We start from the raw sequence: 15,818 nt of genomic DNA, 5'->3' as shown, positions 1-15,818 counted from the left end.
CTTGCTTTGAGCATTCATAAGAGCCTTTAGTTCTGATTCACTCTCTTTAATGTGTAAGTCTATTTGTTTTGCCATAAGGCAATTTACAAATAATTGAGTAAATTAACAAGAGAAATGGTATAATCCCTTTCCCCATGCTTTACCAAATTCTTCCAAATACGATTCAGCAATATCCGTTTGAATCAGAAGTTGCGTCTTTTCGCCTACATTTTCGAGTGTGTAATTTTCTTGTGCCCCTTTCCATTCTTTTACCTTATCACTTTCGTAATCTTCTATGCCATTTTTAATAAAGCTCTGATGTTCGATGGACATGAATTTATTCGAAATCTTTTTCTTTATTTTACTTACCATACCGTTACCGTCAGACCCAATGAACTTTACTTCCTTCTTTCCAATCAGTTTCAGCTCGGGAACCTTCAGCAAAAGAAGCTGCCCATTTTGGATAGGTTTCATCGCTCCATAGCACTTTCCATACTTTTTTTTGTGATGCGTCTATATAAATATTAAATTCTTTTCGTTCCATTATATTAAGTTTTTAATGCCAATCTAAATAAAATTAACATTACAGCTTACCACTGATTTGAGTTGCTAAATTAATTCTAAAAACGCTATTACAGTTTGCCATATGGCAATAAATAATGTTTACCCTAACCTACGTAATACCAATTTAAATAATTATTTTACAAAAGTTATTGGGTAAAATCAAATGGGTTAATCATTAATTCAATACCGTCATAAATAGTGGGATTTTTAAAGGATTTTACACCTTATTAACTATGCCATGAATTTGATTAAAAAAATAATACCCATTGTATTGGTTCTAATTGCAGGAAGCTTGGTTTTTCTTCAATATAAATTTAAAAGTGAAATTACCAATGCAATAGATAAAAAATTACCTCAAAACATTAAAATCGATTATACTCAGCTAAACGCAAATGTGTTTAGCGGTACTGTTGCATTTGATAGTCTTTCAGCAAAAATATTAAACGATAACAAAAATGTAATAACCTCATTAAACGCCAATAGTTTAAATATTTCAGGTTTTAGCGTATGGCAATTTTTGGTCAATAATACTATTTCTATCAACAACATAATTTTTGAAAATCCAGATTTACTTTACTACTCAAACCAGCAAAGTAAAGAAAGGCCTAAAGATTCTACTAAAAATGAAAGATTTGATAAGTCCATAAAAATTGATAAAATTTCGTTTAAAAACGGTTCGTTTAAAATTAAAGAAAGTAAAGAAGACAGCCTTTATTTTAATATGGACAGTATCAGTTTTAATCTGATTGGATTAAGCACAGATGCTTACAAACTAAAGGAAAAAATACCTTTCGATTATAGAGACTATAATTTTAGCTGTGAGCAAATCTTTATGAACATGAACCAGTTCGAGCATTTAAAAATAGAAAAGTTAAATGTCGGTAAGGGTAAACTTAAGTTACAAAACCTATATATAAAACCAAAATTCACACCACAAGAACTATCAACAAAAATAGTAGTTGAGCGAGATCATATTCAACTCCACATCCCTGAATTGGCATTTGACGGATTATACTTTGGTTTTAATAACAGTAGGTTCTATCTTTTAACAAAATCAGGAACGTTGACTAAACCTGAACTTATTATGTATCGTGATAAACGAATTGCCGATGACATGACCATTAAAAAATTATATAGTAAAATGTTGCGTGAACTTTCATTTAAACTTGATATTTCTGAATTTAAAATCGGCCAAGGCTATATAAGCTATTCCGAACGGGTCAAAAACGATAGTAAAGCTGGTAAAATATTTTTTAATGACGTAAATGCTTCAATAATCAATCTTTCAAACACTTATGAAGATGGAGAAAAAACAGAAATTTCAGCCAGTTCTAATTTTATGGGAAAAGCACCGATGACTTTAGATCTTAGTTTTGATGTTAACAATAATCAAGATGAGTTTTTGGCTTCGGGTCAATTTAAAAACTTTGATGTCAAAATGGCAAATTCATTTTTTGAATCGAATTTAAATGCTAAAGCCGAAGGGGAAATAGAGCAAATATTTTTTACCTTTAACGGAAATAATTTCAGTTCAAAAGGTGATTTAAAAATGAAGTATAGAAATTTTAAATTTAAGGTATTGAACAAAAAAAACCGTGTTAACAAATTGTTGACCGCAATTGGTAATATTTTTGTGAAAGATGGTTCTAAAGCGGATAAAGATGGATTTAGACATGGAAATATTGAAGTAGAACGCAATAAAAACAAATCGTTCTTTAATTATTTATGGATAAATGTAGAAGACGGATTAATAAGTACGCTGACTGGTGATGGTGAAAAAAATTAAAAACTTAGCATGAACAAACGTAGAAAATTGAGGGAAAAGTAAATCAAGGAAAAAAATAAATGAACTGGGACAGAATAAAAGAAAAATTATCCATTTTAGCAGATGCCGCAAAGTATGACGTTTCGTGCTCATCAAGCGGAAGTAAACGTGCAAATAAAGGTAAAAATTTGGGTGATTCTTCTGGTGTGGGCATTTGCCACAGTTATACCGAAGATGGTCGTTGTGTGTCTTTATTAAAAATACTTTTGACCAATTATTGTATTTACGATTGTCTCTATTGCGTATCTAGAAAAAGCAATGATATTAAACGTGCAGCCTTTAAAGTTGATGAGGTAGTTGACCTGACTCTAAATTTTTACCGTAGAAATTATATTGAAGGCCTCTTTTTAAGTTCTGGTATTTTTAAAAACCCAGATTTTACCATGGAAAGACTTGTTCTTGTAGCTAAAAAATTAAGATTAGAGCACAAGTTCAATGGTTATATCCACTTAAAAACAATACCTGGGGCAAGCGATGAATTAATGCACGAGGCAGGGCTATATGCCGATAGATTGAGTGTTAATATAGAATTACCCACAAAATCAGGGTTGAAACTATTAGCACCAGATAAGGATCATAAAACAATGTTGGCTCCCATGAGCACCATTCAGCAAGGTATTCAAATTTATAAAGAGGAAAAAAAACTTATCAAGTCGTCCCCAAAATTTACACCTGCTGGTCAGTCTAGTCAAATGATAATCGGTGCTACCAATGAGAGCGACCTAGATATTGTTAAAACCTCAACTTTTTTATATAAAAAATATTATTTAAAACGTGTTTACTATTCGGGTTATGTTCCAGTATTGTCCGATAATAAATTACCTGCTTTACATACCCCAGTACCAATGGTCAGAGAAAGCAGGTTATACCAAACGGATTGGTTGTTTCGATTTTATCAGTTTAAGCCTCAAGAAATTGTAAATGAATTATATCCTAATTTAGATTTGGAAATTGACCCTAAATTGTCATGGGCATTAAGAAATATGGATCATTTTCCAGTTGACATCAATACAGCCGACTACCATATGATACTAAGAATACCTGGCATTGGTGTTAGATCAGCACAAAAAATTATTGCGGCACGCAAACATGCTTATTTAAATTTTGACCAGCTGAAAAAATTTGGTATTGCCTTAAACAGGGCTAAATATTTTATAATCTGCAAAAACTATTACTCAACACATGATTTTGACCAGAACAGATTAAGAAATGAAATTTTAAGATTTGGTCATAGTAAATACAAAAAGAACTTTTCAAACCAACTTTCACTCTTTTAATGACCTACCTTGTTTATGATACTAGCTTTGAAGGATTTTTAACCGCGGTTTTTGAGGTGTATGAACTTAAGTTGGAAAGAGTAGCCATTAGGAAAAACAACGTAGAGATCCCACAGTTGTTTGGAGAAACCATACCAGTAATAACCAATAAAGATAAGGCCAAAAGAGTTGCTGATAAAATTATTGCTATTTTAGGAAAACAAGGTTTTCAATCATTGTTAAAATCCCTTTTGAGCGAAATGGATACTATAGAAGATAGTATTCTAGATGTAATCCGTTATGCCATTAAAACTAATGAGAATGTTTTAAATGATTTTGGCCATCCTGCGGTTTTGGAAATTCAGCAAATTTTAAAAAAACTAAGTAGAGAGCGACACAGAATGAATGCATTCGTACGTTTTAAGCTTGCAAACGATGGTTTATATTACGCTTTTATAGAACCTGATTTTGATGTGTTGCCCTTAATCAGCAATCACTTCAAATCGAGGTATGCAGATCAAAAATGGTTAATTTATGATTTAAAAAGAAATAAGGGAATCTTTTACAATCTGCAAAAAGTTGAAATGGTACAATTGGAAGATAGTATAAAAGAATCTGAAAAAAGGTTAAATATTAACCTAGATACTTCAGAAATAGAGTTTCAAAAACTATGGAAATCTTATTTTAAAAGTACAAACATTCTTTCAAGAAAAAACATGAAGTTACATCTTCAGCATGTCCCTAAAAGATATTGGAAATACCTGATCGAAAAAAAATAGCTATTCTAGCTTTAAAATTAAATTTTCAATAAGGTTAAAACTTTAATTTTTTGGATTAATATACCACTTGCTTCCGCCTTATATTTGAGTTAATAAAGAATAATATTAATCTCACCTGTTTCAATACAGGTTTAAAAACATAAAATTATGAACACAGAACAATTAAAGGGCAAGTGGAATCAGGCCAAAGGAAAATTAAAGCAGAAATATGGTAACTTAACCGATAACGATCTTACTTATGCCGAAGGAAAATTCGACGAAATGCTGGGTAGAATCCAAGAAAAAACGGGTAAGACCAAAGAACAGTTAAAAGAAGAGATAGACAGGTACTAAAACTCTTTTATATTTAAAAACACTAAGAAAAAGCCTCCAAAGTTTGGGGGCTTTTGATTTAAAATTATTGAGTCGTCCTGAAAAAGGATTATAAAATAGAATAAACCATGGATGAAATACAAATTACACAATTATTTAATTATCCATTAAAATCTACTAAAGGGCAATTGTTGAATACCGTTAAGGTATTGACTACTGGTTTTAAAAATGATAGAATTGTCGCTGTTATCAATACAAACAATAAAGTTGTAACAGGACGCGAGTGTCCAAAATTGCTGACCATTTCGTCAGAAATTAACGACGGCTTTTTATCATTAACCTTATCAGAAAAATTAGAAAGCTCCTTTGCCCTACCGGCTTCTAAAGATACTATTGAAATCCGCTTATTTAGAAATAAAATTACGGGCAAAATTTTCGACGTAAAAGCCAACGAATTTATTTCATCTTATTTAAACGAAGATCTTCGATTGGTTTACATTGCTGATAATTATAGAGAGGTGCTTGAAAAACGTGGAGGTAAATCTGGTGATTTTACTGGCTATGCAGATTCTGCACCAATACATCTTATTAATACAAATACATTAAAACATCTTAATTCTAAATTGGATAAGAAAGTGTCCGTTTTAAATTTTAGGCCCAATATTGTAATTGATGGAGTAAAACCTTACCAGGAAGACCTTTGGTCAGAAATTACAATAAATGGCTGTCGATTCCGAGTACAAGAACGTACCGAAAGGTGTATTTTTACAACCATCGACCCTCATACCCAAGAAAAAGATACTCATTTACAACCCTTAATGACCATATCTGAAATACGACTTTTAAAAGGGGAACGTCATACTTTCGGAATTAATTTAATCCCAATATCAGAATGTGAGATTTCAATTGGTGATAAAATCACTGTCAATAATACTGACGGGAATTAATTATTAAATTCGATAAAATTGAAAATACAAAATAAAATACCAACCGTCGCTATTATTGGTTGTGGACCAAGAGGCTTATCAGCTTTAGAATCTCTATTTAAAGAGGCAGCATCACAGAACAAAAAAGTGAAAGCAATAGTATTTGAAAAATCAGAATTTCCTGGTGCTGGGCCAGTGTACCATCCAAATCAGCCCGATAGCAATTGGCTGAATGTGAGTGAAAGGGCAGTGGATATACCTTGTCGAGAGGAAATTTCATTTGAAAATTTTACTATTTTACCCTTTCCTGACTACCAAGAGTGGTGTGGTTATCACGATGGTGATGATGGTAAATTTACTGTTGATAGATTTCCATTGAGATCACACTTGGGCAAATATCTGAATGAGCGTTTTGAAAGCATTGCAAACATTCTTTTAAAAAAAGGACTAATGAAATATATCAATAAAGAAGTAATTAAAGTTGATGTTGAAAACGAAGTCATTCAAATTGATATTATTGGAGGGGAAAGGTTTACTGCCCAAGAGGCCGTTGTCTCTGTAGGTCATCAACCCATTGAATTGGATGAGCAACTAGCCGAATGGCAAAATCGGGTTACAAATTTGGATAATATTGTTCTTTATACGCAACCTTATCCTATTTCAAAAATATTGGAATCTCAAATACTAAATTCTCATACAATTGTTGCTGTAAGGGGTTTCGGGCTAGCAATGATAGATGTTGTTCGTGGATTAACCGAAGGGTTTGGTGGCAAATTTGAAATTATTGATGAGAAAACAAGAGAAATGGTTTATACTGAAAGTGGAAAAGAACCTAAAACTATTATCCCCTTTTCACTAGATGGTCTTCCCATGGCACCAAAACCATTAAATGAGAAGATAGACGAAAAATATCTCCCTTCAAAAAAAGAGTTAAAAGAATACAACGAGCAGATTAAAAGTTCAATCCATTCAAAAACCGATTTATCGTCGCCAAGATTTCTAATGGAAGCAATAGCCCCAATAATAGTGATAAAATTTAAACTATTACGAGATGAAACCCTGAGTCAGTCATTTTCGGATGACGAGTTGCACGAAATTATAATCAGTTGGCTATCTGACGGAGAATTTGAACATGAATTAATCCTATCAAAAAAGCTACCGGAAGTAAAAATGATGGAAAAGTTTGTAAATATGGCAACGGGACATGTAGAACCAAGCCTTGATTTTTGTATAGGACATGTATGGCGACACTGTCAGCCCTCAATGTATAAATTATTGTCTTTTGCCCCATTGCCCGATAAGCTTATTTCTGAAATAGTAGATTTGGACGAACGTCTTAAACGATACTCTTATGGCCCACCCGTTGATAGTATTCAGCAGATTTTGAGCCTAGTTAAAGTAGGCAAAGTTTCATTAAAACTTGTGAACGACCCTGATATTAACCTAGAAGAAGATGGTTGGCATATGGCAAAAGATGATATTTCAAATATTGCCAATGTTATGATCAATTCTGTTTTGCCCCCTCCTGAAATTTTAAAGGTTGCAAGTCCGTTACCCAAAAACCTAATAAAGGACTCTTCTGTTGAACCCCTACACGACGAGTTAGGTATTCGTACTGATAAAGATGGTACAGTAGCAAAAAAGAATAGTAAAACGAAAACACAACTTGCCGTTCTTGGAAGATTGGCTAAAGGAACGCTTATTGGGGTTGATGCAATAGCTGAATGCTTTGGAAATCAATCAGCTTATTGGGCAAAAGGAGTGCTGCTCAGATTAAAGAATTAGATTCAAGATATATTTTTCTCGTCATTAACTCTCAAATAGAATTTATTGAATTAAAATGAGATGGTATATATATGAAAAAAACCAACTTTATAGAAGCTGGTTTTATCTAAGGGAGAAAGTATAATATAAATTTAGCTAATACTATTGCTAGCAAATTTTTGAATTATAATTTATACTACAAATATCATTTAAAACAACCATTAAATAATTATATAATTTTTTGATTTTGTTATAATATTTCTTTCATTACTAAATAATCTTTTGGAATACAAATTTTATTAATTGCATCAATACTTACGGAAAGGTCAGTGTAACTTTATTGTGAAATACAATATTAATCATATCTGTTCTGATTTAAAAATCGCTATAAATCATCAAAAAAAATCAGGGTAGATTTTAAAACTAAATATTATGGAAAATACTAAAAATAAAGAAAAAAGATACGACAGAAATGTAAGCGAACAAAACGAAGACAATGTGATTCATCTTCCTGAGGACAATAGAAACCGTTTAGATCGGAGAGAGGGAAATGTTAAAAGTGAATATAACCGTGGTGAACGTCCTTTAGAAAGCAATGTTAAGCAACGCTACGAAGAAGAGGAATAACAAGTTTTGTAAATTGATATGCCTTATAACCTTATAAGAAGTTTGGCTATTAAATAAAAAAATCTGTCTGAGCATTGTGTCCAGACAGATTTTTTTATTTTAATTAGTCCAGCGGTCGTCTTCCTGAAATGACATTGTACAAAATAACTACTACAGCAATAACAATTAAGATGTGCAATAAGTTGCTGGTAGCAATACCAGGAACAACTCCTAACATACCTAAAAGCCATATCACTATACAAATAACGGCAACAAGCCAAAGTAAACTTCTCATAATAAATGGTTTTTAAGCCTATCTGCCGATAGGCAAGGTTAATAATTTAAATATACAAAAATGTAATGAAAAATCAAGAAAAAAATCGATAATATTTTTTTAATAGACTGATTTTCAATTTTTTAAAATAAAAAACCAATCCCCACGGACCGGTTTTTCATTTGGGTTAAAAGTGACATATATATTAGGCTGTTACAGCTATCGAATTTTGATTGTCTTTATAAAATTTAGGGCTACAGTTATATTTTTGTTTAAATATTTTAGAGAAGTAACTTCTACTGGTAAACCCTATACTATAAACAACCTCAGAAATATTCAAATCCGTAGTTCTAATCAATCTTTCAGATTTTTTCATTCTTTCGTTTATAATAAAGTCCCTTACGGTTCTGTTGTGCAATATCTTAAACCCTTCTTGCAATTTACTGGTACTGAGTCCTGATTTTTTGCTCAAAGTTTTAAGTGTATAATCATTTTCTGGGTAATTAATTATAAACTCTGACAGTTCTTTAATGGTATCCATTTCTCTAGTAGTTAAATTACCTGTTGGGTTCTCTACATTTCTTAAATCATCAAGGCGTTGTTGAATTTCCAATGCAAGAATCATATGTACAGTACTTTCTATCATTAAATTTCTGACAATACCTGTCTGCTTAATAGCACTTAATTCCTTAATTTTTTCACCGATTTTTAAATTATACGAACCTATATATACAGAACTCTCTTTAGTATCGCTATTTTCAAAAAAAGTATCTCTCAGTTTTTGATTTAAGCCAACACCTTCTGCCAGTTCAGAGGTAATGGTATTTACAACAATTAGAGAAATTTTAGTAGGTTCATCTTTTTTAAATGTCAATACATTCTCTTCGGCTCTTTTGCAGGTTAAAACACCTGTCTGATATTTTTTCAGCGTGTTTTGTTTGCCGCCGGCACCAAACCTGTGCGATAAGCTACCTTTTGCACAATAAGCAAAATAAATGGGCAATCTCTCAGTGGCATTAATGCTTAATGTAAAATTATCGTTTAACGTAATATCAAATTCCAAATAAGAAATTCCGTTTTTAAAAGAAAATCCTTTGATATTTCCAGAACCTAATTGACCGTTGAGGTCTAGATTATACTCGTTAGAAGAAATGTTTAATTTTCCTCCAAAATTTTTATGCAATTCATTAAATATTTTTCCTATTTTGCTTGTTTTGATATATGTGGTTTTCATGATAGTTGTTTTATGTTAATGTTCTTTAGTGTTCTTTGATAACTTTAATAATAACAGCGGTAACTGCGGCCAAGAGTAAAAAATGTATAATCATTCCCAGTCCGTATATAAAAAAACCTACTGCCCATACCGTTAAGAATAAAATTGCTAAACCGTATAGTATTTTTGACATATCAAATTGTGCTTCTGGTTGCATTACTTGTCTAAATTTTTAGAAAAATTAGCAGAACCCGACAAAACAGTTGACTTGTTATGTACAGTGTTTACAATTTCTTTCGGAAATATCTTTCCTACCCGAGCAAATTGTTTTAAACTTGAACTTCTATTTTTCATTGTAATTTTTTTTGAGGCTTATATAATATCTTGATTTTACATTACAAAGATGCAACAACAACCACCCTATCGTCTTACAGAGTTTTTGGATTTAGTTATATAATTATTGGTTTATAATGAATAAGGAGTGAAAAACGCTTTTAAATGCATTTCTTTTGTGGTTATCACCCCGAAAAATATTCGAAATAGCACCTGAGCTATGAATGGCATTTCTTATAAGAAGTGGGACTTATTATTAAAACATCACCATCAAATCAAAAACTAAGCAGGCAAATAAATATAAAAAGTAGTTCCTTTGCCCCGCTCACTAGTAGCATGAATAAACCCGTGATGGTTGTCGACAATTTTTTTGCAGATGGCTAAACCTATGCCGGTTCCTGAATATTCGGTTTTTTGGTGTAGGCGTTCAAAGATATCGAATATCTTTTCGGCATTTTCTTGATCAAAACCAATACCGTTATCGCTAATTACAATTTTATGATAGTTTTTAGAAGTCTTTGTAAAATTAACAGTTATTTGGTCTTTATGTACTATGGAAGCATCTATTAAAATTTTAGCATCTTCTTTTAAATTTCTGTACTTAATAGCGTTAGAAATTAGATTATTGAACAACTGCTCCATCTGAAAACGAATACCCTTAATGGTGGGCAAATCGTTTTTAATTAAAGTTACATTAGCTTCTTTAAGTCTTTCTGAAAGATTGTCTTCAACTTTTTCAAGTTTTTTGTTCAAGTCTATTTTTACAAAATCTTCATGCGTACTGTCTATTTTGGAGTAGGTCAATAAATTTTTTATCAATAATTGCATACGGCTTGCTGCATTGTCGATCTTATCAAAATAAGCGGCTCCTTTCTCGGACAAATTCTTTTGTTCCGACTCGGATAGTAAAGAAATAAACATCTGTATTTTCCGCAAAGGTTCTTGCAGATCGTGACTCACCACCCTGTTAAAAGATTCGAGTTCGGCATTAGAACGTTTTAGGGCTTTATTTCTCTTTTTTAATTTTTTATCTTTTCTGATATTTTCTGTAACATCTTGTACAATGCCTATCATTTTATCTTTCCCGTCTTCACTTATCATCACGCCGGCAGTTCTCCAATGCCTCGTAGCTCCCTTTTTATCAATAACCCTGTAGATATACTCCTTTATTTGTCTTGACTCTAATCCGTCCAATGCTGCTTTTTCATAGTCCGCTAAATCTTCTGGGTGAACGAATGATTTAAAATTTTCGAATCCAGGTTCAAATTCACCTGGCTTACAACCCAGCAATCTATAAAAATTGTCTGACAATTCAGAGGTGTCCGTATCTGGGTACCAACTATAACTTCCTATTTTAGCAACAACCTCCGCATTGTTTAAAATGGCGTTTTTAACAAACAGATTCTCATTTAACTTTTTTAAATTTTTATTCCTTAGTTTTTCTTGAGTAACATCAATGGTGGTAACGTTAACCCCGTCTTCTAATTTTGAAGCAATACTTTTTAACCATCTCTCACCATTACCAAAATTATACTTATTTGTAATGTCATCGGAATTCCCTGTTTCCATACAATTAACGTACATTTCAAAAGTTCCGTTTATAAATGTTTCCGGGTACGTTTCTGACAGCTTTCTATTAGCAATATCTTTAACCGATTTGCCCGTAAAATCTTCTATTTTGTTACTGGCATATCCAAAAGTAAAATCAATAATTTTTCCGTTCTCATCTCTAATGGGTTTAAAGTAGGTAATCAGATTGTCGCTATTGGCTATAATATTATCAACAAAAGCTTGAGTTCTTATCAGCTCTTTGCGGGCATTGTTTATCTTTCTAAAGGCAAGCCAAAACACCAACAATGAGAACACCACCAGTATTATCGAGATAAAAGGGGTAAAAAATGTTTCTGTTTTATAAGCGATCATCCGCTCTTTAAAGAGTGCTTCCTTTTTTTTAGACATCCCCAGTTTAAAAGCATTTAATTTCTGAAAAATCGAAGTCATTTTACCGATTTCCGCCATTAGTTTTTCTTCCACATCATCTTCCAGCAAGCCTCGGTACTTATTCAGATTGTTTATCGTAATATCCAAACTGTCTCTCCATTCGTTAACACTATCTAAATACTTTAGTTGGTCGGGAATGTCTTTTGTAAGTTCAGATAAACTCAAAAACGACTGTTCTGTCTCACGTTTGGTGATTTTATAGGTATCGAAAAATGTAGAATCGTTAACAATTAAAGATTTATATCCAGAAGCTTCAATTGAACTGAACTTAGAAAATAGGTTGTTTATTTCTCTATCCACCATTAATGAAGTAGAAACCAAATCGGCAGATTTTCTCATATTGTTGATCTGTCTGTACGAAATACTAGAAAGCAGCAATAGCAAAGCTATAGCAACAACCAATGCTATTTTATATGATTTTGTTGAAGATATTATTCTCCTAAAATCCATATTTGATTAAATTCTGAATAAAAAATTGTCTTTATTTAAATTTGATGTTTGGTATTGCCAATTTAGTTGTAATATTTTCTCTATCACTTTTTTTAATGCTGTGAAATTATTGGGCTTGTTAATATAGATATTTGCTCCATTTATAAAAGTATCTTCAATATCTTTTTCAGAAGATGATGTTGAATAAATGGCAACAGGTATGTCCTTCAGTTTACCGTTTTGTCTCATTTCTTTTAAACATTCCATTCCGTTTTTTATGGGCATGTTCAAATCTAAAAATATAAGATGCGGTTTGTTATCCTGCTTTTTTAAATAATCCATCAGTTCTTTTCCATTTTTAAAAAGGGAAAGGTTGGTTTTTATTTTTAACCCGCTCAATGCTTGCTCAAACAACGATCTGTCGTCTTCATCATCATCAGCAAGAAAAACATTCAAATTGTTTAACGACATAAAGATAAATTATAATTTATTAAAATCAACTATTTTACGTTTTTTGATTATTTTTTGAAATGTAGAAGGCGTTAAGCCCGTAATTTTTTTAAATTGACCGGATAAGTGTGCAACACTACTGTATTTTAGCCTATAGGCAATTTCAGTTAACGTTAAATCAGTATTTGCCATTAGCTCCTTTGCATGATCTACCTTTTTCAGAATTACAAAATTTTCAATGGACGTGTAAGTACTTTCTGAAAAAAGATTGGACAAATAGGCATAAGAATAATTTAATTTATCCGCCAAATATGCCGATATTTTATACAAATTTGCTTCATCGTCTTTCAGCATTTCGTTAATAGTATCTTTAATACGTTGCACCAATTCAGTTTTTTGATTGTCTATAATGGTTACTCCGTACTTATTCAATGATTCTGCTAATTCCAACTCCTGTTCAGCGGTTAATTTTTCATTAAACACAATCTCTCTTGCACCATTAATGGAATATTGAACACCTAATTTATCCAATTGCTCTTTGAGAATTGCATTTCGGGTAATATTCATATCAAATGTTACATAAATTTTCATAAACCACCATTAACTTTACATTATCCAGCAGTTGACGCATGGATAATTAAATTGAAACATCAAAGATAAGCGATTTGACAGCACTTTTTTAACAAAAAAAAATTATTTTAAACAGTATTGAATTTTATTGACTACAACTTTTTTAAATCTAAAAACACATGAAATTAAGCAAATACACTAAACGAGCCATTTTAGGAGGCATTATCTCAATGGTCATTATTTTATTAGGAACTATACTATTGGGAAAGCTAAGTGGATATGAAGCTAAAATACTCATAAAAAATTCCTTAGATGGTATGAATACACTGTGTAATACAATAGCGTTGGCATCCGCCACTATATTGGCATTACTGCTTACATTGTTGAGTTTGAGTTCCAATTCAAAATCAAAACTAAAAAAAGACCATTACAACCATGTATTGCAAATTGCTAAATTAGATACCACAGTTTTCATAGCATCGGTCATTACGTTTCTATTGTTTAATTTACCGATAACGGAATCGGATAACGTTCCTGCTAATTGGTTTAATATGCTTTATTATATATCACTGGCAATTTCTAGTATTTTAAGTGCAGGTCTTATCGTTGTGGTACTTATGCTATATAATACAGTGGTAAGTATTATTAAAATAGTTGGACTGGGAATTAAAGACCATCCTTTGGCTTTAAATGAAGAGGAAGATCTTAAAGAAGAATAGGATTTGAAGCAATAAAAAACGAGCATTTATTGCTAAATACTCGTTCTAAACCCATTAACGTATGTAATTAATCGGATTGTAAATTAAAATCAACTGTTATCATCAATTTCATCTTCAACTTCATCAGCAGCGTCCTCTATTTCATCACCTACTTCTTCTGCAGCTTCCTCGATTTTTTCACCTGGATCTTCTTTTTTCTCTTTACAACTTGTTGCTGTTCCAAATGACATTGCACTTATAAAAAGTACAAGAAATAAATAAGATATTCGTTTCATAATTTTAGTTTTTAGTGCCTGTCATAGCAGACCGATTTGTTAAATTCCACAATTGTTAATTATGGTATTTTTTAATGTTTTAGTGTTTTTAAATTTGTCAATTTTACACTTTTTTTCTGCCCATAATCAAAGAGACTATAAAAAGCACAACAAAAATGAAAAATAATATTTTAGCAATACTTGCAGCTCCAGCGGCGATACCACCAAAACCAAATACTGCAGCGATTATCGCTAAAATTACAAAGATTACTGTCCAACGTAGCATAATATTCTGTTTTTAAGTTAATAATAGTAGTTGAGTTTTAATCAACTTTCATTAACAAAAGTCCATAAATCTTAACAAATGCCTTAACGCTAATACAATAATTATTAACGCATTAAAAATAAGTATGTTTATTAAACTCCTATTTTAAACCTATAAATGGTGTTATTTTTTTATAAATATTTGTACTATCTTTCCAACTCAAAAATCAACTTTTAAAAAATGAGCTATACCATAGAGGTTAGAGATTCAGACACCAAACATATTGTTTTAGATATAGCTGAAGAATTTGACGTAAGCCATGAAAAAAACAATGACGAATACTGTGTTAGGATTCCCAAAAATATAGGTTCAGGCTTTATAAAATGTACTTCGTTTTCTGATGGGGTTGGTGTGCTGGAATTTGACTGCCTACTGAACGAGCCATTGACTTTAGAATTTAAAAAAGGTTTGGTACATCCATTAAAAATACTTTTTAATCGTGAATCTACCATCGTGCACCATTTTGATGAGATTGAAGAGCTTCATGAAATCAATCGGCTGGAAAGTGCCATTATATCTAGCACACCGCAGCACAATCATATATTTAATTTACCTGCTAATCAGCCAATCTGTATTTTAAGTTTAGAAATCAACCGAAAATTGTTCGAAGAGAAAATAGAAGGTTTTATTGAGGATATGAACGATGATTTGATGAAGCTTTTTAGAGATGTAAACGGTACTAACCTTTTTTACCATAAAGATTATTATAGCCTCGATACCGCTAAATTTTTAGAAGAATTTTCTGAATGCGAATTGGATGATTTTATGAAAACAGTATATCAAGAAGGCAAAGCTTATGAAATATTATCACAGCAGCTTCAGCAGTATATAGATGACCTAAACAAAGATGGGGAGCGAAAACTGCTAAGGCAAGTTACCCTTGAAAAAATAGAAAAAGCAACAGAAATCATAAAGCAAGAATTAAGCAAGGTAGATAACGTAGTTGCATTGGCCAAAAGGGTCGGGCTTAGTCAAAACACATTGCAACTGGGTTTTAAAAAACTATATAAAATGTCCGTAAATGAGTACATTAGAGATGTAAGAATTGAAAAAGCAAAAGAACTTTTAGAAACGACAGAACTGAACATAACGGAAATATCTTATGAAATAGGATTAAATTCCCGAAGCTATTTTTCCAAACTGTTTAAGGAGAAATATGGACAATCACCCAAAAAATACCACAGCCAATTAAGGGTCAAAGACAAATAAAAAATCCTACGGAATTGATATTCCATAGGA

The 15,818-nt window shown here is 31.7% G+C and carries 20 protein-coding genes; 9 read left to right on the top strand and 11 right to left on the bottom strand.

Features of this window, described 5'->3' with window-relative positions; all coding sequences use genetic code 11:
* Positions 1–102 precede the first annotated feature (102 nt).
* Together UMM65_RS07100 and UMM65_RS07095 are read right to left on the bottom strand one after the other, a co-directional pair.
* Entirely contained in the window at positions 103–312 is a 210-nt protein-coding gene (locus UMM65_RS07100; RefSeq protein ID WP_321975798.1) for a hypothetical protein, read from the bottom strand.
* 49 nt (positions 313–361) lie between these two features.
* Positions 362–523 carry an SRPBCC family protein gene (locus UMM65_RS07095; protein ID WP_321975797.1) on the bottom strand — a complete coding sequence of 54 codons (162 nt, stop codon included), beginning with the start codon at positions 521–523 and terminating at the stop codon, positions 362–364.
* A gap of 258 nt (positions 524–781) precedes the next feature.
* Here UMM65_RS07095 and UMM65_RS07090 point away from each other — a divergent pair, with 258 nt between their 5' ends.
* The 7 genes from UMM65_RS07090 (at position 782) to UMM65_RS07060 (ending at position 8,032) form a co-directional block, all read left to right on the top strand.
* Positions 782–2,329 carry a hypothetical protein gene (locus UMM65_RS07090; RefSeq protein WP_321975796.1) on the top strand — a complete coding sequence of 516 codons (1,548 nt, stop codon included), beginning with the start codon at positions 782–784 and terminating at the stop codon, positions 2,327–2,329.
* Between the two features lie 59 nt (positions 2,330–2,388).
* Positions 2,389–3,645 carry a putative DNA modification/repair radical SAM protein gene (locus tag UMM65_RS07085; RefSeq protein ID WP_321975795.1) on the top strand — a complete coding sequence of 419 codons (1,257 nt, stop codon included), beginning with the start codon at positions 2,389–2,391 and terminating at the stop codon, positions 3,643–3,645.
* Positions 3,645–4,403 carry a TIGR03915 family putative DNA repair protein gene (locus tag UMM65_RS07080; RefSeq protein WP_321975794.1) on the top strand — a complete coding sequence of 253 codons (759 nt, stop codon included), beginning with the start codon at positions 3,645–3,647 and terminating at the stop codon, positions 4,401–4,403. Before UMM65_RS07085 ends, UMM65_RS07080 begins: the two co-directional genes overlap by 1 nt.
* A 147-nt stretch (positions 4,404–4,550) precedes the next feature.
* Positions 4,551–4,736, top strand: a complete 186-nt coding sequence (locus UMM65_RS07075) for a CsbD family protein (protein ID WP_321975793.1) — start codon at positions 4,551–4,553, stop codon at positions 4,734–4,736.
* A gap of 107 nt (positions 4,737–4,843) precedes the next feature.
* Positions 4,844–5,662 (top strand): MOSC domain-containing protein, encoded by an 819-nt coding sequence (locus tag UMM65_RS07070; protein WP_321975792.1) that lies wholly within the window; start codon positions 4,844–4,846, stop codon positions 5,660–5,662.
* A gap of 18 nt (positions 5,663–5,680) precedes the next feature.
* The gene (locus UMM65_RS07065) at positions 5,681–7,426 is read left to right on the top strand and encodes an FAD/NAD(P)-binding protein (protein ID WP_321975791.1); all 1,746 of its coding nucleotides are present in this window, start codon (positions 5,681–5,683) and stop codon (positions 7,424–7,426) included.
* Positions 7,427–7,837: 411 nt separating this feature from the next.
* Positions 7,838–8,032: a hypothetical protein gene (locus tag UMM65_RS07060; RefSeq protein ID WP_321975790.1), complete on the top strand. Its 195-nt coding sequence runs from the start codon at positions 7,838–7,840 to the stop codon at positions 8,030–8,032.
* Positions 8,033–8,135: 103 nt separating this feature from the next.
* Here UMM65_RS07060 and UMM65_RS07055 read toward each other — a convergent pair whose 3' ends face one another.
* The 7 genes from UMM65_RS07055 to UMM65_RS07025 all read right to left on the bottom strand — a co-directional run bounded on the left by UMM65_RS07055 (position 8,136) and on the right by UMM65_RS07025 (position 13,302).
* Positions 8,136–8,306 (bottom strand): lmo0937 family membrane protein, encoded by a 171-nt coding sequence (locus UMM65_RS07055; protein WP_321975789.1) that lies wholly within the window; start codon positions 8,304–8,306, stop codon positions 8,136–8,138.
* A gap of 184 nt (positions 8,307–8,490) precedes the next feature.
* Positions 8,491–9,519, bottom strand: a complete 1,029-nt coding sequence (locus tag UMM65_RS07050) for a helix-turn-helix domain-containing protein (RefSeq protein ID WP_321975788.1) — start codon at positions 9,517–9,519, stop codon at positions 8,491–8,493.
* Between the two features lie 25 nt (positions 9,520–9,544).
* Positions 9,545–9,715, bottom strand: a complete 171-nt coding sequence (locus UMM65_RS07045; protein WP_321975787.1) for a lmo0937 family membrane protein — start codon at positions 9,713–9,715, stop codon at positions 9,545–9,547.
* Entirely contained in the window at positions 9,715–9,852 is a 138-nt protein-coding gene (locus UMM65_RS07040) for a hypothetical protein (RefSeq protein WP_321975786.1), read from the bottom strand. Before UMM65_RS07040 ends, UMM65_RS07045 begins: the two co-directional genes overlap by 1 nt.
* A 261-nt stretch (positions 9,853–10,113) precedes the next feature.
* A complete protein-coding gene (locus tag UMM65_RS07035; RefSeq protein WP_321975785.1) occupies positions 10,114–12,282 on the bottom strand; it encodes an ATP-binding protein in 2,169 nt (722 codons plus the stop codon).
* Positions 12,283–12,288: 6 nt separating this feature from the next.
* The gene (locus UMM65_RS07030; RefSeq protein WP_321975784.1) at positions 12,289–12,732 is read right to left on the bottom strand and encodes a response regulator; all 444 of its coding nucleotides are present in this window, start codon (positions 12,730–12,732) and stop codon (positions 12,289–12,291) included.
* A 9-nt stretch (positions 12,733–12,741) separates the two neighbouring features.
* The gene (locus UMM65_RS07025) at positions 12,742–13,302 is read right to left on the bottom strand and encodes a helix-turn-helix domain-containing protein (RefSeq protein WP_321975783.1); all 561 of its coding nucleotides are present in this window, start codon (positions 13,300–13,302) and stop codon (positions 12,742–12,744) included.
* Between the two features lie 158 nt (positions 13,303–13,460).
* Here UMM65_RS07025 and UMM65_RS07020 point away from each other — a divergent pair, with 158 nt between their 5' ends.
* The gene (locus UMM65_RS07020; protein ID WP_321975782.1) at positions 13,461–14,000 is read left to right on the top strand and encodes a hypothetical protein; all 540 of its coding nucleotides are present in this window, start codon (positions 13,461–13,463) and stop codon (positions 13,998–14,000) included.
* Between the two features lie 89 nt (positions 14,001–14,089).
* Here the strand turns inward: UMM65_RS07020 and UMM65_RS07015 are convergent, their stop codons facing one another.
* Positions 14,090–14,275: a hypothetical protein gene (locus UMM65_RS07015; protein WP_321975781.1), complete on the bottom strand. Its 186-nt coding sequence runs from the start codon at positions 14,273–14,275 to the stop codon at positions 14,090–14,092.
* A 103-nt stretch (positions 14,276–14,378) separates the two neighbouring features.
* Positions 14,379–14,540, bottom strand: a complete 162-nt coding sequence (locus UMM65_RS07010; protein WP_321975780.1) for a DUF1328 domain-containing protein — start codon at positions 14,538–14,540, stop codon at positions 14,379–14,381.
* A 219-nt stretch (positions 14,541–14,759) separates the two neighbouring features.
* Between UMM65_RS07010 and UMM65_RS07005 the strand changes: the two genes are divergently transcribed.
* Entirely contained in the window at positions 14,760–15,788 is a 1,029-nt protein-coding gene (locus UMM65_RS07005) for a helix-turn-helix transcriptional regulator (protein WP_321975779.1), read from the top strand.
* Positions 15,789–15,818 lie beyond the last annotated feature (30 nt).

Origin of the sequence: Aureibaculum koreense (genome assembly GCF_034296135.1) — a bacterium.
GTDB lineage: Bacteria > Bacteroidota > Bacteroidia > Flavobacteriales > Flavobacteriaceae > Aureibaculum.
Note: the sequence above shows the minus strand (reverse complement) of the source record. Positions and strands in the feature narration are given on the sequence as shown.